This is a genomic window from Paenibacillus sp. N22P23, assembly GCF_059383735.1.
Genome location: NZ_JBXENT010000001.1, coordinates 336,458 through 359,935, shown reverse-complemented (window position 1 = coordinate 359,935; position 23,478 = coordinate 336,458). Strand labels below are relative to the sequence as shown.

The following is a 23,478-nucleotide window of genomic DNA, read 5'->3' as shown; positions in this document are numbered from 1 at the left end:
TGTTTAGTTTTCGACCTTGAGTGAATCGTTCTTCGCTTTGCAATTGACGCATACCCCTTGAAAATCAAGGCGATGGTCCAAAACCATAAAACCATATTCGCGCTCAAGTCGCTCTTCGAGCGGCCCAAGCCAATCTTCCAATATTTCACTCATGGTTCCACATTGCACGCAGATGAGGTGATGATGATGATGTTTGTTGTTGTCTGCCCGCAAATCATACCGCGCAACGCCATCTCCAAAATTCATCTTCTCCACAACATGCAGCTCGCTAAGCAGCTCCAATGTCCGATATACAGTTGCTAATCCAATCTCAGGCGCGATGTCCTTGACGAGCATGAACACGTCTTCCGCGCTTAAATGATCCTCTTCGTTCTCCAGAAGCACACGAACTGTAGCTTCTCGCTGTGGGGTGAGCTTGTACCCCTGCGACTGCAGCTGCTGCTTAATCTTATCAATCCGGGATTCCATGGCTTCCCCCCTCATACCTGACTTGTGCCATCATCACGGAATCGGTTTGCTTTTATTATAGGTGCTCATTACGAACAAAGTCAATTTTTTTTAGAATGATTACAATTCAGCGCCTGCTTCTACAATTAGCGGTGCAGCCCATTTCAGCAGCATCGGGGTGACGTAACATTCCACAGCCGCCGCTCCCAGAATGATAAGCAGCATCAAGGCAGCGCTCGATGTAAAAGCAAATAGCGGTTGGCTTAACGTTCCGAAACGGCCCAAAAGGCGATTCTTAATCACGTAGAGACCGAATGAAACAGCAGACACGCTAATGATAAGAAATGCCGGCACTGCAAGCAAATTAGGCGGCGCAACAGAAGCAAGCGAGAAGACCAGACCCTTCCATGCAAATTGCCGTACCAGCGTACCGATGGCGAAGCCCACCAATACTCCTTTTAGAAAATCAAGCGCCAGCACGAGCGGCATCCCGACGACTGTCAGACCGAGCACCCAAATGAGCAGCAGCCACTTCGCATGGAACCAAGCCCGATCCCAGTACGACTCGCCGCCGCTTTGTAAGACGCCTTCCTGGATATGATGGATGAATTGCTGCACATCTCCGGCTAAATTTTGCTGCTGATCCAGTGTCAGCGCATTAACGAGCAGCGCGCCAAACACTACCCCTACGACAAATAAAACAGACACGAATACATATAGCGTCAACTGATCCTTCATAAGCGGTTGAAGCGTGGATGATCGCATGGTACATCCTCCTAAACCCAGATGGTTCAGTGTATGTCCAAGCCTCTGCAGCTATGACGGTCTACTTACGACTCGCGACTTTTCCATAAGTGCCTCCGCCGCCTGCTTGCAGCTTCAACGAGCCTCTTCGAGCTTCAGAAATGATCGCTGCTGCCGATTCACCTGCAATCTCGGCAATCGCTTCCTCAGGTACATCATGAAGAATATTCATTTCCGTTCCGAACTGATTCAGCAGCTTGGTCAATGTCTTCGGACCGATACCCGGGATAAATTCCAGCGGCACCTGATAGATATAGCGAGGACGATCTTGCGGTACTACCGGCTGACTGCGACCAGCTTGTGCTCCGAGCTCCATAATCCGGTCCAATACGCCACGCACTTGCTTAAGACTCCCGCACTGCTTGCATCGCTCGGCATCCTGCGTGTCCTGAACGAGCGAGCCGCAATTCACACAGAACGTGCGATGATACTTGCCAAGTACCGGATTCAGCCCGTAGTTGGCCGTAATTGCTCGACCCTCCGCCCCTTCCAGAGCAAGCTTCAACTCGTGAAAGGACGGTTCTTGAAGGCTTAGTTCATTATATTCACGGCCAATCTTCGCCAAGGAATGAGCATCTGAATTCGTCAGAAACGGGATGTTATCCAGTTCGGGAATGAGCCCTGCCATCTCGCTGTCCGAGCTTAATCCGAGCTCGACAGCATCCACGAGCTCAGGATCGAGCGTATCGCTAAGCTGATCGGAGCAGCTGCCAAACAAACTTTTATGCGGGGTGAAAATATGAGCAGGAATGAACAGTCCGCCTCTCCCCTTCACTTCCGCCTGCAGCTCGCGGGATGGCACATATAACCGCTGTGAGCTTAACTGCACATTGCGCATCGAGCGGGACATCCACTTCGTGAACGACTGCATCTCAGCAAAGTCCGGCAAATAGATCAGATGATGCGCGGTGCCGAAGCCGGCATCTCGCACTTCAATTTCAGAGCCAAGTAAAATGGTCGTGTCTCTGTAACGAATACCTCCACCGCTTATTTGGGTCATTTCCCCGGAATCAAGCAAGGATTCAATATCACGCTGTACACCTGGAGAATGGCAGTCGATAACGCCGAGCAGTCCGATGCCTTTGCGAACCGCCGCCTCATGTGCAATGTTGCGGAACGTTAAGTCCTTACTTCCGCTGATTTTGACCGGTTCCCCTCGCTCCGTCCGCCCAATATGCAGATGAAGATCGGCAAATACTCGGCTTAGTTTTCCTTCTTGTGCCGCAGCCACAGTCACCTCTAGATCTCTCCTGTAAGCCTATAAATGTGCCAAGCATAAACGGCCAGAATCGTCTTCGCATCGCTGATCCGCTCTTCTTTCATATACTGCTGCGCCTGCTCGAACGTAATCGCTTCTACCGCCAAGAACTCATCCTCATCCGGCGCGCTTTCACCTTTGACAAGATCCTCTGCGATAAACACATACAGCTTCTCGTCGGCGAATCCTGGGGACGTATAGAACGCACTTAGCGGACGCAGCTTCCCCGCACGATAGCCGGTCTCCTCTTCAAGCTCACGTGCAGCCGCAATCATTGGATCTTCACCGGCGTCAAGCTTGCCTGCCGGAATCTCGATTTGGAACTTCTCCATCGGCTTCCGATACTGCTCGACGACGAGCATCTTATCATCGATCAACGCAAGAACTGCTGCCGCACCGGGATGTCTGACTATTTCGCGTGTAGCTGTTTTGCCATCAGGCAGCTCTATGGTATCGACCTGCAGTGAAATGATTTTTCCATCGAAAATCGGTTCAGTCTTGATTGTTTTCTCACGGAATTGATCGGTTTTCTCTAACATCTGTCATCGGCTCCTTTAATGGTAATTCGGTAGGCATATGTTCTCTAACTCTCTCATATCTATCTATCAGTATAGCAAAAGGGGAGATCATTCATGAAACAATACGCGGTAAATAGTAAATTAACGCTTATCGGTAAAGCTTGGGAAATCCGTCACCAATTGAAGCTGCTCGCCAAAGCGAGCACGAAGACGAGCCAGCAAGACGGCAAATCCGGACGCACGCTAGGTGAATATTTGCAATCGACCCGCTGATTCAATTAGAGTCCGAACCTTCACAAACAATAGAAAGGGTTGCCGCCGTAGATGACACTACAGCTGGCAACCCTTATTCGTATTAGCGAAGCCGTTATTCTGTCAGCTCTGCCGCTTGTTCGATGATCGCTACAACCAGCTCTGCTGTTTTCACTAAATCCTCAGCCTTGATTTGCTCATTCGTCGTGTGGATATGCTCATACCCAATCGCAAGGTTAACGGTTGGAACGCCATGTCCGTTGAAAATATTCGCATCGCTCCCGCCGCCGGAGTGAAACAGCTTCGGCGTTCTGCCGATCTTCTCGATCGCAGCCTTCGCTAGCTCTACGACTGGATCACCATCCGTGAAGTTGAACGCCGGGTAAATCAGCTTGCTCTCAAACTCCGCCTTCGCGCCGAATTCAGCCGCAACAGCCAAGACGGTTTCGCGCATCGATTCGACCTGCTTATCGAGTTTATCCTGTACAATGCTGCGCGCCTCCGCGTCGAGCTTCACGAAATCGCATACGATATTCGTTGCGCCTCCGCCTTCGAAGCGTCCGATGTTTGCCGTTGTTTCGTGATCAATTCTTCCTAATGACATACGGGAAATCGCTTTGCCTGCTACTTGAATGGCGCTGATGCCATCCTCGGGATTAACGCCTGCATGTGCTGATTTACCGTGAATTTTGATTGTAATCTTAGCTTGTGACGGCGCAGCAACGGCAATATCGCCGATCGGACCATTGGAATCCAGCGCGTAACCGAACTTCGCCTTCAGCTTCTTGGGATCGATCGCTGCCGCACCTACAAGTCCACTTTCTTCTCCAACCGTAATAACGAGCTGAATGGGACCATGTGCACGATTCTGTTCCTTGATCACACGTATGGCTTCGAACATGGCTGCGAGTCCGGCTTTATCATCGGCTCCAAGGATTGTCGTACCGTCACTTCTTATGTAGCCGTCAGCATCTAGACGCGGTTTAATTCCTTTTCCCGGCACTACCGTATCCATGTGGGAAGTAAAGAATATCGTCGGTGCCTTCTCGCTGCCGTTTGCTTCAAGCATCGCGAACAGGTTGCCTGCCCCGTGGCCGGTGATGCTTGCCGCATCATCTTCTTCTACAGAGAAGCCAAGCTCTTTCAGCTTTCCTGTAAGCACATTGCAAATTTCACGCTCATATTTCGTTTCGCTGTCCACTTGGACAAGCGCCATAAATTCATCAATAATTCGTTGGTTGTTAATCATCGGCTTTCCTCCGTCCATTGATTTCGTTTACAATAGTCTCATACTTGTACATCTCACATACGAAAGGAGCATGCTCTCGTGCGTCAGAACCGATTGATGAAAATGTTCATCTGGCTGCTCATCGCTTCGCTGTTGATTTCCACATTATTGATGGGTATCGGCTGGATCTTCGAATAGTCCAGTCTCGTCTTCTACTTCACAGCCAAACTGTTTGCAGAAATGCGGCAGCAGCTCGCGTGCCGCTTGTTCCACGCTTAAGTTAATGCCTGTTACATCGGCAAAAGAAGTAACCGCATATTCCTGGATTCCACAAGGAATGATGCCTCGAAATCCATCCTGCGCAATGCCTGCTTTAATATTGAGCGCAAAGCCATGGCTCGTCACGAATCCGCGGCGAGTCCTGGCTTTATTAAACTTCACACCGATTGCCGCAATTTTGGCATCGCCAACCCAAACACCGGTATACTCCGACTTCCGATTGGTTTCGATCCCATACCCTGCCAGCCAATCCATGATTGCCTGCTCCAGCTGTCGCAGGTAACCGTGCAGATCAAGGCCCGCTCCATCCAGATAAAGCAGCGGATACCCAACCAGCTGTCCCGGTCCATGATACGTAATATCCCCGCCGCGATCAATTTGAAACACACCGATTCCGCGAGCAGCTAATTCCTCTTCCGAATAAAGCAAATGCTCGGGATGACGCTGCGATCCGATTGTATAGGTCGGCGGATGCTGAAGAAGGAGCAGCGTTTCGCGTCGCTCCTCCTTGTCGATTTGTTTGACGTATGCCTTCTGTAAATCCCATGCTTCGGCATAACCGAGCATAGGCGTATAGTGAACATCGATCGCTTTCACGTTCGTTGTCATAACATGTAAGCCCCGTTTCAATACAGCTTCGTATCCAGATTGAAGCTTTCCAAATTTTCTTTCACACGCTGCAAGAAACGTCCGCAAATGACGCCGTCCAGAATCCGGTGATCCAGCGACAAACAAATATTCGCCATTGAACGAACAGCAATCATGTCATTAATGACGACAGGTCGTTTCACGATGGATTCGCAAGTAACGATTGCGGCTTGCGGGTAGTTGATGATGGGGTAAGACAAGATGGAACCGAAAGAACCCGTATTGTTAACGGTGAACGTTCCGCCTTCCATATCTGCCAGTGTCAACTTGCCATCTCGGGTTTTGCGAGCCAGATCTTCAATTTCCCGGGCGAGGCCGGCAATATTTTTTTGATCGGCATTTTTGATGACGGGTACTTTAACCGCATCCTCTGTACCTACCGCAAGACCGATATGAATATCGCGTTTCACGATGATTTTGTCGACAGCCCATACCGAATTCATGATCGGGAAATCTTTAATCGCATTCACGACGGCTTTCACCCAGAATGCGAGGTAAGTAAGATTCACGCCTTCACGCTTCTTGAAGTCATCCTTCAATTTGTTGCGCAGGGAGACGAGGTTAGTCACATCTACTTCCATCATCATCCAAGCATGCGGAATTTCAGTGACGCTTTGGCGCATGTTACGTGCAATAGCATTACGGACAGGGGTAACATCGATAAAATATTCCCTTCTGCCCGGCATTTGCTGCCCTTCCACTTCAACACCCGGAATTCGCGGCGTTTCAGACAAATGAAGTCCGGAAGAACGAACCTGCTCCCCGCCGCTCTTATTCGATTGCTGTGTTTGTGAGGCGCTGCCTGCATTTCCAGTTACTGTTCCTGTCGCTTTAGCACCTCGACCGGATTCCACGAAAGCAAGAACGTCTTTACGCGTGATCCGTCCTCCAAGCCCTGTTCCTTCAATCGCAGTCAAGTTCACATTATGCTCTGCCGCAAGTGACTGAACCGCAGGGGAATAGCGATAACGCATATGATCATTGCCATCGCTGCCTGCTTCGGCTGCTGTACCTTGAGCACGAACCGCTGCTCGCTCGTTACGTGCAGGAGCGCCAGACGATGCAGAGATACTGTTGCTGCCTGCGTTAGGTGACGTAGTCGTGGCAGTACCGGTTCCCTCTTCATCAACCTCTATGAGGCACAGCGGCGTTCCAACGGGTACCGTTTCGCCTGCACCGACTAATATTCGAATCAGCGTCCCTTGAATGGTCGCGGGTAGTTCTGCATTTACTTTGTCAGTAAGAATTTCACAGATCGGCTCATACATTTCAATCGAATCGCCTGGCTGCTTGAGCCATTTGTCGATCGTTGCGGAGACAAGCGATTCTGCGAGCTGTGGCATGACGACTTCCGTCAATTTCTTCATTCCGACCACTCCTAAATGTTTTGCGAAGCGAATTCGATCTTAGAATAATGCCAGCTTCTTCATCGCTTCTTTCACTTTATCTTTATTCAGCATAAAGAATTTCTCGCCCGGAGGATTGATCGGCATTGCCGGAACGTCCGGACCGCATAGTCGCATAATTGGAGCATCAAGCTCATACAGCATCTCTTCTGCTATAATAGCCGATACTTCTGCGCCAATGCCTCCGAATTTGTTATCTTCATGAATGATGAGCACTTTACCTGTACGACGGGCAGCTTCCAGAACGCCTTCTTTGTCAAGCGGCTGGAGTGTACGCAAGTCGAGCACATGTGTGGATACGCCTTCTTCTGCAAGCTCCTCGGCTGCTTCGAGCACGAAATGAAGCGGCAGACTATAGCTGATGACGGTAATGTCTTCGCCTTCGCGAAGGACATTGGACTCTCCAATCGGGACGATATAATCGCCTTCCGGAACTTCGCCGGTCACAAGCTTGTAGCATTTCTTGTTTTCAAAATAAATAACCGGATCCGGATCGCGAACAGCCGCTTTCAGCAGCCCCTTCGCATCGTATGCCGTGTAAGGCGCAACGATCTTAAGACCAGGCGTCCCGAAGAATACCGACTCCGGGCATTGGGAATGGTACAATCCGCCGAAGATGCCGCCGCCGATCGGCGCGCGGATGACAAGCGGGCATGTCCAGTCATTATTGGAGCGATAACGGATTTTGGCCGCTTCGCTAATAATTTGATTCGTAGCCGGGAACATGAAATCTGAATATTGCATCTCGGCAATAGGCTTCATGCCATACATAGCCGCACCGATTGCAGCGCCGACAATCGCGGATTCCGCAAGCGGTGTATCTAGCACACGCTCTTCGCCAAACTGGCCGATAAGCCCTTTCGTCGTCGTGAATACGCCGCCTTTATGACCAACGTCCTCACCGAGTACGAATACATCTTCATCGCGTTCCATTTCTTCTTTCATGGCCAAGCGGATCGCATCAATATAGTCCATTTTCGGCATGTTAGCGTCCCCCTTCGCCATGATGATCTTCGGCGTAAACATGTTTCAATATATCTTCAGGTTCTGGGAAGGCTGCTTGATCTCCATAGGAAGTAGCATCATCCAGAGCCGCTTTGATCTGCTGCATCAACGCTGAATCGCGCTCTTCATCCCAAATCCCGCTGTCAATCAGATATTGTTTGAACTTCGGCAAGCCGTCTTTGTCGCGATGCGAATCGACTTCTTCCTTCGTTCGGTAAGCAAGATCTTCATCTGACGTGGAATGCGGCGATAACCGGTACATAACGGCCTCTACCAGGGTTGGTCCTTCACCGTTTGCAGCGCGCTCACGTGCTTCTTTGACAACGCGGTACACTTCGAGAGGATCATTCCCATCTACGCTATAGCCAGGAAAACCATATCCAATGGCACGGTCAGCGATTTTTCCGCCGATTTGCTTATGAATCGGAACCGAAATCGCATATTGATTGTTTTCGCACATGAAAATAACCGGCAGTTTATGCACTCCGGCAAAGTTGGCACCTTCGTGGAAATCCCCTTGATTGCTGGAGCCGTCGCCGAAGGTGACAAAGGATACAAAATTTTTCTTCTTCATCTTGGCAGCCAGTGCAAAACCAACTGCGTGAGGAACTTGCGTTGTAACAGGGCTTGAGCCCGTAACGATGCGCAGACGCTTCGAACCGAAGTGTCCCGGCATTTGGCGACCGCCGCTGTTAGGATCAGCCGCTTTGGAGAATAGGGAAAGCATAAGCTCGCGCAATGTCATACCTACTGCAAGCACAAATGCGTAATCGCGATAATAAGGCAAGTAGTAATCTTGATTTCGGTCGAGCGCGAAAGCTGCGCCAACCTGAGCGGCTTCTTGACCGATACCGGATACGTGGAACTTGATTTTGCCTGCCCGTTGAAGCAGCAGACAGCGCTCATCATACCGACGAGCGGTTGTCATCAGCGTGTACATTTCAATGGCTTGATCGTCCGTTAGCCCAAGTGCAGCATGTTTGGTTTGCTGCACGGCAGATTCGGATTGTGTCATGAGGGATGCCCTCCTTTTAGCTGCTATTATAACCAGGTACTAAGACTTGACTATACCTATTATAACCGACTTTTACCGAAAAAGAAATGCTCCGTCCACTGCTCCCATTTGCGTTGTTGCTTACTATATAAAGATGCAGCTGCGACCTAAAATGCCAATGAATTACCATGAACTGCCAGCATTGCTTCGCCTAGCACTTCGGAGAGCGTTGGATGCGGGTGAATGACTTGTCCCACTTCCCAAGGCGTCGCATTCAGCAGCATGGCAAGCGATGCTTCGGACAATAAATCCGTAGCGTGAGGCCCGATCATATGCACACCAAGCACGTCATTTGTTTTCGCATCTGCAATTACTTTGGCAAAACCATCCGTTTCACCCAGCACATGTGCTTTACCAATCGCTTGGAACGGGACTTTGCCGATTTTGATATCATGCCCTTGTTTGCGTGCTTCGTCTTCCGTCAGTCCAATGGATGCCAGCTCCGGCTTGGAGTAGATCGCTCTTGGCACTCGTGAGTGATCAGGCGCCTGCTCCTTACCGCCAAGGATATGGTCTACAGCAACAATGGCTTCATGTGCTGCCGCATGTGCCAGCTGCAAGCCGCCGTTCACATCACCAATGGCATAAATATGAGGTTCATTCGTTTGAAAATATCCGTTGACGCGAATAACGCCTTTCTCTACTCGAACATCCGTATTTTCAAGACCGATCTCTTCGACGTTCGCTTGACGCCCTACGGAAACAAGCAGCCGCTGTGCATTCAAGATAACCGGACCATCTGCTGTATCTGCTGTGATAGAGGCCTGTCCGTCATTATAGGTATACGTATCAAGCTTCAATTGAATACCTGTCAGTATACGTACGCCTCTGCGGCTTAATTGCTTCGTGAGCTCTGCCGATGCTTCAACATCTTCACCTGGCAGCAGCCGTGATGCCGCTTCGATCAAGGTAACCTCAACGCCGAAGTCGATGAGCATCGAAGCCCACTCTACACCGATGACGCCGCCGCCAACGATCAAGATGGAGTCCGGAAGCTCGTCCATCGTCAGTGCTTCATCGCTCGACATGATTTCACCTTGTTTCGGTTCCAGACCCGGCAGCGAACGAGGACGCGATCCCGTTGCAAGGATCAGATTCGTTGGAACGATGGTTTCCATTTCGCCATCCGGGAGCTCAATGGCCACACTTCCGCTCTTCGGAGAGAAGATGGAGGGACCGATTACTCTGCCGTTACCATGCATGACGGTGATGTTATGCTTACGCATTAAATATTGAAGTCCTTTGTACAGACCTTCTACCGTATTTTCTTTCCGACGCTGCACTTTAGGGAAATCGAGTGAAATCGCTCCCTCTGCCACGTTTATACCGTATGTATCAGCTTTGCGCATCGTGGCGTATACTTCTGCACTGCGCAGTAGCGCTTTACTCGGTATACAGCCTTTATGTAAACACGTGCCACCCAGCTTCTCTCTCTCCACTACGATAACTTTCTTCCCTGCTTGTGCCGCTTTGATCGCAGCTGTATATCCCGCAATGCCTCCGCCAATTATGGCCAAATCGCATTGAATCGTCATTCTTGTTGCTCCTCTCCAGATCATAAAGCCGTTACATGTCTATTGTACCTTTTTTCAAAGCTCCTTGAAACTGCCACAAGTGATGAAATGGACAGTCTCCCCCGAAAAAGGTATGATTAAAGCATCATTGTCGTTGTTTCTGTACAGGAGGATTTATTCGCATGAAGCAGGTTACTATTCGTTTTATTGCCGTTTTACTGCTCGTTATTCCGGGAATCGCCGCAACTTATGGATTTCTTCTCATGAAAGATGCTATCTTTCATTATTTCTCATCCTTCGGCAACGATGCTGCCGTCCATGATTTTGAATGGTGGACCTTTATTCTAGGCATGGTGCTCTTTCTGCTTGGGGTCGGATTTATCGGGGGATGGACTTTTTTCCGAGACCGCAAACGCAATTATGTCTCGTCCCGCTTTCGCGAGAAGCGGCAGCGTCCGCCTCGGCCGGGCGTATAAACCTACATCGATATGGCAAAAAGGGCGAGCTATCCAAGTGATGGAGATGCTCGCCCTTTTATGTGTTATAAGATCTTATCTACAATCCCATATGCAACCGCTTCTTCCGCACTCATGAAACGGTCTCTGTCCGAGTCTCGTTCAATCTGCTCTTTCGACTGCCCCGTGTGCTGCGCTAGCAGTGCATTGATTTTCTCACGCGTCTTCAATATCCAGCTCGCATGAATCTGGATGTCGGAAGCCTGCCCTCTTGCACCACCGAGCGGCTGATGGATCATAACTTCACTGTTGGGCAATACATAACGCTTTCCCTTGGCTCCGCCTGCCAGCAGAATCGCGCCGAAGCTCGCAGCAAACCCCGTACAAATCGTTGAAACCTCCGGTTTAATAAACTGCATCGTATCAAAAATAGAGAAACCAGCCGTTACTGAGCCGCCGGGGCTGTTGATATAGAGCTGAATGTCTTTATCCGGATCATCTGCGGCAAGAAAGAGTAATTGTGCCACGACCGCATTGGCCATTTGATCTTCAATTTCACCGCTTACCATGACGATCCGGTCTTTGAGCAGCCTCGAATAAATATCGTAGCTGCGTTCTCCCCGATTGGTTGATTCCACAATATAAGGCACTAAACTCATAGCCGGAAACCTCCTCATTCGCTGCCGATTAGGCTGCATACATCATGCTAACGGATGAGCGGTTGCCTTGTGACGCATGAAGCTGGCCAATTGCCTGTACCGGATCCATAAGCTGCTCTTCCACGTTAGCAAGCACGATTAACGCCTGAGCATCCCCTGCACGAACGGCATGAACATAGGCATATAACTGACTATCCTTTACTTCTCGCTCCGTCTGCCTCGAAACTTGCGCAAGATCCGATTGCTGTTTGAGCTTTGCAATAGCAGCTCTTGCTCTGTGCAACGCTGCTTTCACTGCCCCTTCTGACATGGTAAGTTTTGCGGCTACATCGTGGCCCTTATAGCCGAACACCTCTTTAAGCAGGAACACCGTCCGCTGCAGCGGCGATAAATGATAGATCAGTAACCGGAGCGCATATTCAAGCTCATGCGATTCGCCGAACAAACGGTCCAGCACAGCTTCCTGTTGTTCCAGCACTCGTCTGGCTCGCTTCATTCTGCGCGCTTGATCGACCGAGATGTTCTTCGCAATACGCAGCATATAAGCAGTCGGATTAGGATGTACAAGCGCGCCGTTCATGACCGGTAGCGCCCGTAAGCAAGTTTCCTGAACAAGATCCTCCGCATCCCATGTAGAACGCGTGAGCGATAGACAGTAGCGGTAAAGAGCGATTCGCATTTCATCGACAGTTGGTTGTAATGTCATAATGGCACCTCCTCATCTGTTAGCGTAGATTCATGACGTAAACGAATGAAAGGATCAAAAAGATACGCATTCAATTAATTTAATGGATTTGTTTGCAATTTTCGATGCCGCGCCTCACGAGTAAAGAGTCCAATAAGCGCAAACAGCGTAAATGCGCAGCCGAGCATGATAAACATACTATTCGTAGATACATATTGTATGCCGAAACCGCTAATACCGGGACCGAGCAAACTGCCGATGCTGAAATGGATAGATGCCGTTACATTCGCTGATGGCAGCAGTTCACGCGGGAGCAAGTCTGCTGCATAGGCAAGCCCAAGTGAGAAAAACGAGCCGATAAATCCGCCAATCATTGCGAGCAAAATAAATAATACGACGACATTATCTCCTGCCAGTGGAACGGCCAGAAACATCAAGCCGGCAATACATGCACATCCCATCAGTACCGGTTTTCGACCGATTCGGTCACTAAGCATACCGAGCGGGAACATCAGCAGCAAGCTGCCGACACCTAAAGCTGGAAGCAGCAGCGAGATTGACGCTTGACTCAAATGAATGCGCAAACCGTATAACGGAAAATTACTGTTCATCGTCGCTTCCATCAAACCATACAGAATAGCTGGTAAGAGCGCAAACCATGCAATGCGGTATACCCTCGCATAACGGTTCGAAGAAGCAGAGGCAAGCTTGGCCGAATGCTCAGGATACTCCGGTTGCAGTGTCCTGACAAACAGCAGAATGAGCACGAACAGAAGTGTGTTCAAACAAAATGGAACCCATTCCCCAATGGACAATAGATTGATGCCTGTAGGTCCTAAACTAAACCCGATCCCATAAGCCATCCCATAAAGTGAAATATAACGGCCTCTACTCTCTGCGGGGCTGCTGCTCACGATCCAGAGCTGCGTGCAATAATGAAGAGCACTGTCACCAACGCCAACGATAATGCGAAGTACAAACCATATCCATATTGACGTCAGGAACGGAAAAAGCAGCGTCCCAATCGCAGCAAGAATAATGCCAATAACAATGCCTTTCTTGTATCCCATGCTGCGGATCGGCTTCTCGATAAAGAACATCGTACTGAACGTACCGATATATAACGCCATCGAATTAATGCCATTTACATCCGATGATACCCCCTGGCGATCCAGTAAGATGGACAACAGAGGCAAAATTAACCCTTGATTGAAACCCGAGACGAGAGTTACGGAGAGCAAAATAAATAATCGCTTCCTTGAAGGAGCAGCAGTTAATTCTATAGGTGACAAAACAATCCTCCTGAGTGTATTTTTCTGACATTATAAATATCAACCAAGATAAGCGCCACTATCGCAGCTTGCACGAAAGTGGCGCTTATTATGAAGAACTATTGTCGAGTACATTCCAACGTTCTCCCAAAGTATACAACCCGCAAGTTGCAATTGACAAGTCGTGCGTTGTCTCCATGTTTTTCGCGTGCCAACCCTTTCGAGCTTGCTTACTTCCGTCATAATAATGGACGATTCGCCCCCGTCATTTTTACACGGTCAAAACGCGTGCAAGCAGAGTAAGAATATATATAGCTCTCACCTCGAACCATTATAAGGAGGTAACCGACTCCCATGTCGATTAAACGAGACAAATGGAAACAATATCGCATCTTGAAGGATACGCCTTCTCTCGCCGCTCGGTTGCCCAAAACGCGGCTGCTAAAGCTAAACGAATTAGCAAAGCTCCTACTTCAATTTAAAAGCCTCGTTCTGAAGCCGCGTGACGGGAGGTTCGGAGGTGACATCCTGTTCATTAACCGAATCGGAACGAACGCCTATCGTATTCATAACGAAAATAAAACGGTCATAATGAAAAACACCAAGCAGTTACTCAAATGGATCCGTAAAAAAACCAAAGGACGTGGGTTTATTGTCCAAAACCGCTTGCAGCTTGCTCAAATTCAACACAAGCCGTTCGATATTCGGATCATGGTGCAGCGAAGAAAAGGTACTTCGACCACTTGGAAAGTAACAGGCTCATACGCGAAAGTGGCGGCGCAGGGATATCTCGTCACGAATGTGATTAGCCTCATCGTTCCAGTGCCTGGGGCGCTGAAACTGTCTCGCATCAAGGATCGAAGCTTACCCTTCAAAGCCAAACGGGTCTCACTGTTGGCTGCTAAACGGCTTGGAAAGCATTTCCCTAAGCTGAGGCAGGTCGGGTTTGACATTGGAATCGATAAGAAGCGGCAGATTTGGATCATCGAAGGGAATTACATGCCGGATTTGTACCCTTTCCGGCTCTTGAAAGATCCCTCCATGTATCGCAGAATACGATGGTATCAGAAACATTAAGCAGTTGACGATTGAAAATAAGACGACTAGCCCATTATTGGCCGGTCGTCTATTCGTTTGTTACCTATTTTTGAAATGCCCTATTGGGATTTCACTTACGTCCTCTGGAACTCACAACACGCGTCACTTGGAACTGATTTACCCCTACCTGTATAATTGCAAACTGGCTGAAAGAAGTGCCGGAAGAAGTATATGGTTCCGCTTGAATATTTCCACTTGGAGTTCTAACGATTGCGGTGATTCTCGTCACCAAACAGGCTCCACGGCTAGAAGCTGTCCAAGTCTCATCACGTGCAACACTGTAATCGTCGTTGGAACAAAGTACTGATGCGTATTCAACTGTCCCAAATGCATTATATGGCGTAGAGTTATGAATCTGTACGAGTGGATATCTTACTCCCATACCTGATACCTCCTTTCTTATTGATATTGTTCAGTAAATGCAAATGGACAAGTTTTGGTAAGGTATAAACGTGGACAAGAATAAATAAACTTGTCCGCTCGGCGTTCGCGAAGAACTTATGATGCAGTACCTCAATAACGAAAACAAGCCACCTCTCGGAAAATCCGAAAAGTGGCTTGTACAAGACTCATCGTAACCTTTAAAGCAATAACTAGTTAACTCTTACCACGCAAAGCTTCTAACCGTCTCAGGAAACCTTATGCTCGATCCGCAGCTTGTCGGCTACCATCGCGATAAACTCGCTGTTTGTCGGTTTTGATTTACTGATATTGATTGTATAGCCGAAGAGGTGACTGATGCTGTCAATATTGCCGCGCGTCCATGCAACTTCAATAGCATGACGGATAGCACGTTCAACACGCGAAGGCGTCGTTTTAAACTTCTCGGCAATCGCAGGATAAAGCGTCTTCGTAATAGCACCAAGAATTTCAATATTGTTGTAAACCATCGTAATGGCTTCACGCAAATATTGATACCCTTTAATGTGCGCAGGCACTCCGATTTCATGAATGATGCTCGTAATGTTTGCATCAAGGTTTTTACCTTTTGCAATTGGTACAACATTCGATTTCGAAATGGAAGACGATGAGGATGAAGAATTATAAGATGAAATGACTGTCGGGTTACCCACCAACTGGCGAATTCGGTTCGCGAGAATTTCCATGTCAAATGGCTTTAATATGTAGTAAGATGCGCCAAGCTGTACAGCCTTTTGAGTAATATTCTCTTGACCAAATGCAGTGAGCATGATAATTTTTGGCATTTGCGGCAGATTCATTTCACGAAGTCTTTCTAATACGCCAAGCCCATCAAGATGAGGCATAATAATATCCAAAATCAGAACGTCCGGCACTTCCCGCGTTTCTTCCAACAAGCGAAGCACTTCCTCGCCGTTATAGGCGACACCGGTAACGACCATATCGTTTTGTTCAGAAATATACTCGGACAACAAATTCGTAAATTCCCGATTGTCATCAGCCAACAACACTTCAATTCTTTGCAAGGTATAGTCCTCCTTAGACTAGTAATTCACTCAATTGTAGTTAACGCTTAAAAGCCCTCTGTGCGTATCTTTGCTTGTCTAACTAACATTTTCGACATGGCCAATGAAATTCCTTCTGTCGAATAATATTTTTCTTTATTATTAATTTGATCTGATTTATAATAAATAATTTACTACAATATTTCTCAGAATTCGTAAAAATTCGACAAAAAAATAAAAATCTTAAGGTGGCTAAGCCGCCTTAAGATTTAAGCTTGCTGGTTTGAGGAGAACACCTGCATCTTGCAGCATCCACTCGATAAAGCAGCCATACCCCGATGTAGGATCGTTCACAAATACGTGTGTAACGGCGCCGATCAGCTTGCCATCTTGGATGATTGGGCTGCCGCTCATCCCCTGTACAATGCCTCCTGTTTGTTCAAGCAGACGCTTGTCCGTAATTTTGATAACCATGCCCTTCGTTGCCGGTGATTGCTGCCTTGTGACATGGATGATCTCCACATTAAAACGCTCTACCTTCTGTCCGTTCACAACAGTAAGCAGCTGTGCCGGACCTTCCTTCACTTCTTCCGCGAATGCTACAGGAAGCGACTGCTGATTGTAGCTGTGTGACGGAAGCTCCTTCATTTTGCCGAAGATGCCAAACGACGTATTGCGCTCTATATTGCCAAGCACTTTACTTTCTTTAATGAAATGTGCTCTTTTCTCTCCGGGTTCGCCATTTTGGCTCTTGTTGATGGACGTCACATTGGACTGCAAAATCTGACCTTCACCAACCTCAATCGGAGTTTGAGTATCCATATCCGTAATGACATGTCCGAGCGCACCGTAGACGCCTTGATCTGGAGCATAGAAAGTCAATGTTCCTACACCTGCAGCAGAATCTCGAATGTACAGTCCTAACCGCCAAGCACGGTCTTCCGAATCGAATACAGGTGCGAGCTTCGTTTCAAATAATCGTGTACCTCGTTTAACTGTTAATTGCAGCGCCTGCTTCGCATCACCTGCTTCTTCTGCCATCTGAGCAACTTTATGCACCTCGTTAATGTACTTGCCATTAATTCGGATAATAAGATCGCCAAGCTGCAAATTCGCTTGTTCGCCGGGAGATACTCGAGCGCCTTTAGCATCCGTGACTTGATGATGACCCACAACCATAATACCGGCTGATTTCACTTTGACGCCGATGGTTTGTCCACCGGGAATAACACGTAAATCAGGTACAACGTTCACTTTAACAGTCTTAAACGGAATTTTTCCAAATAATTTCAATTTCATCGTAGTCTTTCCGCTGTGTGACGACTGGATGGAGAGCGGTTTGTTTAAATTAATGGACATTGAACGGTCAGATGAACCGTTAACTTGCAGCATGTGCGGATCAACGGTAACTTGAGCATGTACAGGCATACCATAGTCTAACTGCTTCAACTGGCCGGAGAACAAACGAACTTCGTTCGGAAATGCGGCGAAATGTTGAATTGGAGAGGATAGACCAAGCATGCAAACGATGATAACGAGAAGTAAACCCAGCCACCGCTTCCGCTGATTGGCATTCAATGACTTCACGCTCCCTGTTGCAAAATCGCTTGACGAGAAAGGTGGTTCGCCATTTGCGTACCTTTAAGGTATCCCCGCCCCAACAGTTTTATGTCGCCAAAAACATTCCCTAATTGCCTTCCATTACGCTCCCTTTTGTCTATCTGCCAAGTCAAGCATTTCTTGTGCGTGATGACGGGTTTTTTCCGTTACTTCCACACCACCCAACATTCGGGCAAGCTCCTCAATACGAGTCGGCGAGCTAAGCTCTGTGACCATTGTTGAAGTCCGCTCTGCTACGATCGTTTTCTTGATTTCATAATGATGATCTGCCATACAAGCAACCTGAGGCAAGTGAGTGATGGAGAACACCTGACAATGCGTCGACAGTCTTGACATCTTCTCGGCAATTGCTTGAGCGGCGCGGCCGCTCACACCTGTGTCCACCTCATCAAATACGAGTACAGGCACTTCATCTATTGATGCAAAGATGGTTTTGAGCGCAAGCATGATACGCGACATTTCACCGCCGGAGGCAATCTTACTGATTGGCTTTAACGGTTCGCCCGGATTCGGTGCGATTAGGAATGCTGCTTCGTCTATTCCGTTTGCATGCAGCTTGTACGTTTCACCATCTTTACTTTGCTGCAGCTGAACATGGAAAGTTGTACGTTCCATTTGCAGTTGGCGAAGCTCGCTCTCAATGGCTCCAGACAGCTTATCAGCTGCATCCTTGCGGTACGTGGAAAGCGTTTTGCCGAGAACAACAGCTTCTGCGAACAAACGGATTTGGTCTGCCTGCAATCGCGCCAAATACTCGTCACGATTCTCGATCTTATCTGCTTCTGACTTGATTCCGCTCAAATAGGACAAAATATCAGGGATTGTTTCCCCGTACTTCCGTTTCAAGCTGTGAATCAAATCAAGCCGATCTTCAATATAAGTTAATCGTTCCGGATCGGATTCAACGGTGTCACGGTAGTCCCTAAGCTGGAATGCAGCATCTTCAAGCTGATAAAAGGCCGATTGCAACTGCTCCAGCAGCGGCTCTAAAATTACGGGATCATACTCCCGAATGTCGGATACTCGGCTGACAGCACGACTAATTGCGTCTAATCCTTTGTTGCCGTGCAGCAGCGCGTATGCCTCGGAAGCCGAATCTCTGCGTTTGACTGCATACATGAGCTTCTGCTTCTCTTCCGCCAATGTTTCATCTTCCCCTGCCTTCAACCGAGCAGACGCGATCTCCTCGATTTGGAAGCGGAATAAGTCCAGCATCTGCATATTCTGACGCGAAGTGTCTTCCAGTTCTTTAAGCTGAATGCGGGCTTTCTCATATTCTCTGTAAATGGATCGATATGCATTCAGAGTTTCTGCAACTGCACCTCCAGCATATAAATCCAGCCATTCCAAATGTTTCTCAGTTCGCAGCAAAGACTGGTGCTCATGCTGTCCGTGGATATTGACTAAGCATTCCCCGGTTTCGCGAAGCATCGATAAGGTCACGATATGCCCATTGACGCGGCTGATGCTTTTGCCTTGTGAGGAGAGCTCCCGTCTAATGACAAGCCCTTCTTCTGGCGAAACATGAATGCCGAATTTTTTCAGCGTGTACCAGACCGGATGCGAAGCTGGCAGTTCGAACATGGCTTCGATTTCAGCTTTATCGCAGCCGTATCTGACCATGTCAGATGCGCCTCTTCCTCCCACCACAAGGCTCAGCGCATCAATTAGGATGGATTTACCCGCCCCGGTTTCGCCTGTTAACACATGAAACCCATCGTGGAATTTTACCGAAACATATTCAATAACAGCCAAATTGCGTATAGACAGCTCGCTTAGCATAGTTGCTCTCCTCCTTAAAGATTCTCCGCGCCCATTGGTATACTTGCATGCATGACGTCATTACGTCATTAATTCATTAAGCTCAGTAGTCGTTCCACAATTTCCCCGCTCTGCGGTTTCGTCCGGCAAATCAATAAAATCGTATCATCCCCGCAGATCGTGCCCATAATCTCTGGCCATTCCATATTGTCAATCATGGCTCCAATCGCGTTCGCCGTACCCGGCAAACACTTCATGACGACCAGATTATCCGTGTAGTCGATATGAAGAAAGTGATCGGACAGCGTCCGCTTCAGTTTATGAATGGAGTTGGATCTAGTCTCCTGAGGCAGCGAGTATTTGTACCGCCCATCCTCGATGGGAACTTTGATCAATTGCATCTCTTTAATATCCCTTGATATGGTCGCTTGTGTGACCTGCAAGCCTTCCGATCGCAACGTATCGACCAGCTCGTCCTGCGTCTCTACGATTTGGCTTGTGATTAGCTCGCGTATTTTCATTTGTCGGACACTCTTCATAATTTCCTCCTGTAGGATTAAGATTGAATTCATGAATTAGAAATCAATCTTGTTCCATAATTGTTAAGAACCGAATCGAAATGTGATGATGCGAACGGTAAGCTCCTTATGATCTACAAATAAGATCCCTTCGCACTCAGGCAATAGCAGCGCATAGACAAGCAATCGGTCTCGAACGCCACTGCCTGTCCAATCAATCGGCATCCGTTCGCGTGCTGTTTTTACAATATAATGTTTGCCATCTTTCTCTGCAAATAAATCGATAAATAATCGGCTGTGCAAAGTTGTGCCATCTAAGTCGATCGTAATGGGAACTCGGTACTTGCCATGTGTAACCTCATAGCCAGCGTTCTCCAGAAACTGTACGTTAATATCATCCTCGCGCACAGCTTCGGCATCGCTTAGTAGAAGCTTCGTATTCATTCCGGGCGGTTCGTGAAGCCAGCGGTAAAACATGCGATAAAGCCAGAACAAGATCAACCCGCCAGCGACAATCATAACCAGCCAGTCCCCGTAGTTTCCCATCAGGATCCCTCCAGCACTATGATAAGGCATACCTTATTCATTTCGCTTTCCTGGAAGGTTTTCCTCTAACGGGAGTACTAGTGCAGAGGTTTCGGCCCAATACCGAACGTTTGTTTGGTTTCGTTCCTAGTGTACCAAATAATGTCCCTCCTGCAAAGAGGGACTGCCTAAAAAAACATAAAAAAGCCTTTCATCACAGCCACCGCCATGAAGAAAGGCTTTCATTTCGTTACACTTTACTCTCTTGAGAGAATGTTCCAGCAGCTTCTTTCACGACGGCCGCAATAGCTTCTTCACCTAGGGGTTCTGATTGACTACCTGGTTCCCATCGCCAGTAAGCTAGAAATTCGATATTTCCTTCTCCACCGGTAATCGGTGAGAACGTGAGCTGATCCAGCACATAACCTTCCGAAGCCGCCATACGGAGCACTTGCCCAAGCACATCTCGATGTACAGCAGATTCACGCACCACACCTGATTTAGGAACCTTCTCGCGACCTGCTTCGAATTGCGGCTTTATCAGCGCTACGATTCCTGCACCTTGCTTAAGCAGTGTGCCAAGTGTCGGCAGAATGAGCTTAAGCGAGATGAAGGAGACGTCGATTGTCGCAAATGTCGGCTGTGGACCTTTCAAGTCTTCCGGCACAGTATACCTGAAATTGGTACGCTCCATCACATTGACACGTTCATCCTGTCGCAGCGACCAATCCAATTGATTGTAGCCAACATCGACAGCATACACATATGCCGCCCCGTTTTGCAGCGCACAGTCCGTGAAGCCGCCGGTGGAAGCGCCGATATCCAACATGACCGCTCCATCCAGTTGAAGCTGGAATTGCTTGATCGCCTTCTCAAGCTTGAGCCCCCCGCGGCTGACATAGGGATGCAGCGCTCCTTTAACGACAATAGAAGCCATTCTAGGCACCTTCATGCCGCTCTTCTCGATCCGCTCTCCGTCGACGATGACGAGCCCTGCCATCAAAGCCGCCTTCGCTTTCACACGGCTGTCGTAGAAGCCTTGCTCTACTAACAAAATATCAATTCGTTCTTTCGCAATCGTCATCGGTTTCTCCTGCTCTTCTACACTTGGCCGGTTACGCGTTTACGAAGTCGCGGCAGCAGTGTCTTCAGTTCAGCTGCCACATGTTCGGCAGTAAGGCCGACTTCCTGACGCTGTTCTTTAATTGACCCATGTTCCACAAATAGATCCGGAACGCCCATAATGCGAACCGAAATATTATGCTCATTATTCAAAGAATAGAATTCCAACACTGCACTGCCTAAGCCGCCTTGTACTGCACCTTCCTCCAATACAAGCATATTCAAACCTTCTTTAGCAATCTGCAGCAGCATCGCTTCATCCATCGGTTTAATAAATCTCGCGTTAACCACCCGTACATTGAGGCCTTCGCGTTTCAACAGCTCAGCTGCTTCTTCCGCAACTTGAACCATAGGTCCGATGGCTGCGATGACAGCCGAATCACCTTCACGCACGGTTTCCCAAGTACCGAAAGGAATCGGCTTCATTTCTTTCTCAACTTGTACGCCAACTCCGTTAATTCGAGGATATCGAATCGCAATTGGGCCTTCATTATAATCGATTGCCGTTTTCATCATGCGGCGAAGCTCATTCTCATCCTTAGGCATCATCAGCACCATATTCGGAATGTGGCGCAAGTAAGAAATATCGTATACCCCTTGATGTGTCTCGCCATCCGGTCCAACGAAGCCTGCACGATCAATCGCAAATACGACATTCGTATTTTGCCTGCAAATATCATGAACAACTTGGTCATACGCACGTTGCAGGAATGTGGAATATACCGCAAATACCGGTTTTAGACCTTCCAGCGCCATCGCAGCGCACATCGTTGCCGCATGCTGCTCGGCAATTCCGACGTCAATCATTCGATTCGGATACTTAGCTGCGAATTTAATCAACCCGGATCCACCGGGCATCGCCGGCGTTACCGCTACAATTCGGTTATCTTCATCAGCCAGATCCATCAATGCATCGCTGAATACTTCCGTATACATCGGCGGACCTACGGCCTTCAACACTTGACCAGACTCAATTTTGTATGGAGAGATGCCATGCCATTTATGAGAATCGGCTTCCGCCGGCGAATAGCCTTTGCCTTTAGTCGTAATAACGTGCACTAGAACCGGACCCGGTACATGGCTCGCCTGTTCAAGCAGCTCCGTCAATTGCGCCAAATCGTGACCGTCGACTGGCCCGAAGTATGTGAAACCAAACTGTTCAAACAAAATACCGCTCATGAGCAAGTATTTCACGCTGTCCTTTAATCGCTCCGCAGTCTTAGCAAGTTTGCCGCCGATTGCCGGAATCTTGTTCAGCAGTTGATTAAGTTCTTCCTTCGCCTTCTGATAATGGCGATCTGTTCTGATCTTGCCGAGATAATGATGTAAGGCACCGACATTCGGCGCAATTGACATTTCATTGTCATTGAGAATAACCAATAGATTCTTCTTCTCATGTCCGATATGATTGAGCGCTTCCAGAGCCATACCGCCCGTCAACGCGCCATCGCCGATAATCGCGACAACTTTGTTCTTCTCGCCTTTCAAGTCACGCGCGAGCGCCATTCCCATTGCAGCAGACAGCGATGTGCTGCTGTGTCCTGCTTCCCATACATCGTGCGGGCTTTCAGAGCGTTTGATGAAACCGCACAGGCCCTTATATTTACGAAGTGTATCGAATTGGTCCTTACGACCCGTTAAAATTTTATGAACGTATGATTGATGGCCTACGTCGAAAAGAAACTTATCTTTAGGGCTGTCAAATAAATAATGCAGCGCCAAAGTAAGCTCGACGACGCCTAAATTCGGCGCAAGATGACCTCCCGTCTCCGAAAGCTTTTCGATGAGAAAAGCACGAATTTCAGCTGCGAGCTGTTCCAATTGTGCAACTGAGAGAGATTTCAAATCTTTAGGGTCATGAATGTGTTCCAGTAACACGGTATTTCCTCGCTTTCCCGGTGGGCAATCCCCGTTGTCCAATAAACTC

23 protein-coding genes are annotated in these 23,478 nt (G+C 48.3%); 3 read left to right on the top strand and 20 right to left on the bottom strand.

What is annotated here, in order from left to right:
• Positions 1-3: 3 nt before the first annotated feature.
• From fur to AC506A_RS01735, 4 genes are all read right to left on the bottom strand, one after another.
• Positions 4-468, bottom strand: a complete 465-nt coding sequence (gene fur / locus AC506A_RS01750) for a ferric iron uptake transcriptional regulator (RefSeq protein ID WP_495459285.1) — start codon at positions 466-468, stop codon at positions 4-6.
• 99 nt (positions 469-567) lie between these two features.
• Complete coding sequence (spoIIM, locus tag AC506A_RS01745) at positions 568-1,212, bottom strand: stage II sporulation protein M (RefSeq protein ID WP_495459284.1); 645 nt, start codon at positions 1,210-1,212, stop codon at positions 568-570.
• Between the two features lie 61 nt (positions 1,213-1,273).
• Positions 1,274-2,482, bottom strand: a complete 1,209-nt coding sequence (locus AC506A_RS01740) for an endonuclease Q family protein (protein WP_495460940.1) — start codon at positions 2,480-2,482, stop codon at positions 1,274-1,276.
• Between the two features lie 8 nt (positions 2,483-2,490).
• Positions 2,491-3,048, bottom strand: coding sequence for an NUDIX hydrolase (locus AC506A_RS01735; protein WP_495459283.1), 558 nt, complete (start codon positions 3,046-3,048; stop codon positions 2,491-2,493).
• Between the two features lie 93 nt (positions 3,049-3,141).
• Here AC506A_RS01735 and mciZ point away from each other — a divergent pair, with 93 nt between their 5' ends.
• Positions 3,142-3,300 carry a Z-ring formation inhibitor MciZ gene (mciZ, locus tag AC506A_RS01730; protein WP_495459282.1) on the top strand — a complete coding sequence of 53 codons (159 nt, stop codon included), beginning with the start codon at positions 3,142-3,144 and terminating at the stop codon, positions 3,298-3,300.
• Between the two features lie 94 nt (positions 3,301-3,394).
• Here mciZ and AC506A_RS01725 read toward each other — a convergent pair whose 3' ends face one another.
• The 6 genes from AC506A_RS01725 to lpdA form a co-directional block, all read right to left on the bottom strand.
• Entirely contained in the window at positions 3,395-4,528 is a 1,134-nt protein-coding gene (locus AC506A_RS01725; RefSeq protein ID WP_495459281.1) for a M20/M25/M40 family metallo-hydrolase, read from the bottom strand.
• Positions 4,529-4,672: 144 nt separating this feature from the next.
• Positions 4,673-5,395, bottom strand: a complete 723-nt coding sequence (gene lipB / locus AC506A_RS01720; RefSeq protein ID WP_495459280.1) for a lipoyl(octanoyl) transferase LipB — start codon at positions 5,393-5,395, stop codon at positions 4,673-4,675.
• Positions 5,396-5,412: 17 nt separating this feature from the next.
• Complete coding sequence (locus AC506A_RS01715) at positions 5,413-6,801, bottom strand: dihydrolipoamide acetyltransferase family protein (RefSeq protein WP_495459279.1); 1,389 nt, start codon at positions 6,799-6,801, stop codon at positions 5,413-5,415.
• 39 nt (positions 6,802-6,840) lie between these two features.
• On the bottom strand, positions 6,841-7,824 hold the full coding sequence (locus AC506A_RS01710; RefSeq protein WP_495459278.1) for an alpha-ketoacid dehydrogenase subunit beta: 984 nt from the start codon (positions 7,822-7,824) through the stop codon (positions 6,841-6,843).
• Between the two features lies 1 nt (position 7,825).
• Positions 7,826-8,860 (bottom strand): thiamine pyrophosphate-dependent dehydrogenase E1 component subunit alpha, encoded by a 1,035-nt coding sequence (locus tag AC506A_RS01705; protein ID WP_495459277.1) that lies wholly within the window; start codon positions 8,858-8,860, stop codon positions 7,826-7,828.
• A 146-nt stretch (positions 8,861-9,006) separates the two neighbouring features.
• Positions 9,007-10,434, bottom strand: coding sequence for a dihydrolipoyl dehydrogenase (gene lpdA / locus AC506A_RS01700; RefSeq protein ID WP_495459276.1), 1,428 nt, complete (start codon positions 10,432-10,434; stop codon positions 9,007-9,009).
• Between the two features lie 161 nt (positions 10,435-10,595).
• Between lpdA and AC506A_RS01695 the strand changes: the two genes are divergently transcribed.
• Positions 10,596-10,889 (top strand): DUF2627 domain-containing protein, encoded by a 294-nt coding sequence (locus AC506A_RS01695; RefSeq protein WP_495459275.1) that lies wholly within the window; start codon positions 10,596-10,598, stop codon positions 10,887-10,889.
• A gap of 65 nt (positions 10,890-10,954) precedes the next feature.
• On the opposite strand, the gene clpP is transcribed toward AC506A_RS01695, so the two are convergent.
• The 3 genes from clpP to AC506A_RS01680 form a co-directional block, all read right to left on the bottom strand.
• A complete protein-coding gene (gene clpP, locus AC506A_RS01690) occupies positions 10,955-11,527 on the bottom strand; it encodes an ATP-dependent Clp endopeptidase proteolytic subunit ClpP (RefSeq protein WP_495459274.1) in 573 nt (190 codons plus the stop codon).
• 28 nt (positions 11,528-11,555) lie between these two features.
• A complete protein-coding gene (locus AC506A_RS01685) occupies positions 11,556-12,233 on the bottom strand; it encodes an RNA polymerase sigma factor (RefSeq protein ID WP_495459273.1) in 678 nt (225 codons plus the stop codon).
• Positions 12,234-12,307: 74 nt separating this feature from the next.
• Positions 12,308-13,504, bottom strand: a complete 1,197-nt coding sequence (locus AC506A_RS01680; protein WP_495459272.1) for an MFS transporter — start codon at positions 13,502-13,504, stop codon at positions 12,308-12,310.
• A gap of 333 nt (positions 13,505-13,837) precedes the next feature.
• On the opposite strand from AC506A_RS01680, the gene AC506A_RS01675 reads away from it, so the two are divergent.
• Positions 13,838-14,560 (top strand): YheC/YheD family protein, encoded by a 723-nt coding sequence (locus AC506A_RS01675; RefSeq protein ID WP_495459271.1) that lies wholly within the window; start codon positions 13,838-13,840, stop codon positions 14,558-14,560.
• Between the two features lie 650 nt (positions 14,561-15,210).
• Here AC506A_RS01675 and spo0A read toward each other — a convergent pair.
• From spo0A to dxs, 7 genes are all read right to left on the bottom strand, one after another.
• Positions 15,211-16,026, bottom strand: a complete 816-nt coding sequence (gene spo0A, locus AC506A_RS01670; protein ID WP_495459270.1) for a sporulation transcription factor Spo0A — start codon at positions 16,024-16,026, stop codon at positions 15,211-15,213.
• Positions 16,027-16,257: 231 nt separating this feature from the next.
• Positions 16,258-17,583, bottom strand: a complete 1,326-nt coding sequence (gene spoIVB / locus AC506A_RS01665; RefSeq protein ID WP_495459269.1) for a SpoIVB peptidase — start codon at positions 17,581-17,583, stop codon at positions 16,258-16,260.
• A 123-nt stretch (positions 17,584-17,706) separates the two neighbouring features.
• Positions 17,707-19,407, bottom strand: a complete 1,701-nt coding sequence (gene recN, locus AC506A_RS01660) for a DNA repair protein RecN (protein WP_495459268.1) — start codon at positions 19,405-19,407, stop codon at positions 17,707-17,709.
• A 68-nt stretch (positions 19,408-19,475) separates the two neighbouring features.
• Positions 19,476-19,925: a transcriptional regulator AhrC/ArgR gene (ahrC, locus tag AC506A_RS01655; protein WP_495459267.1), complete on the bottom strand. Its 450-nt coding sequence runs from the start codon at positions 19,923-19,925 to the stop codon at positions 19,476-19,478.
• 63 nt (positions 19,926-19,988) lie between these two features.
• Complete coding sequence (locus AC506A_RS01650; RefSeq protein ID WP_495459266.1) at positions 19,989-20,450, bottom strand: hypothetical protein; 462 nt, start codon at positions 20,448-20,450, stop codon at positions 19,989-19,991.
• A 229-nt stretch (positions 20,451-20,679) separates the two neighbouring features.
• Complete coding sequence (locus AC506A_RS01645) at positions 20,680-21,513, bottom strand: TlyA family RNA methyltransferase (protein WP_495459265.1); 834 nt, start codon at positions 21,511-21,513, stop codon at positions 20,680-20,682.
• Positions 21,514-21,530: 17 nt separating this feature from the next.
• Positions 21,531-23,429, bottom strand: coding sequence for a 1-deoxy-D-xylulose-5-phosphate synthase (gene dxs / locus AC506A_RS01640; protein ID WP_495459264.1), 1,899 nt, complete (start codon positions 23,427-23,429; stop codon positions 21,531-21,533).
• Between the last annotated feature and the right edge of the window lie 49 nt (positions 23,430-23,478).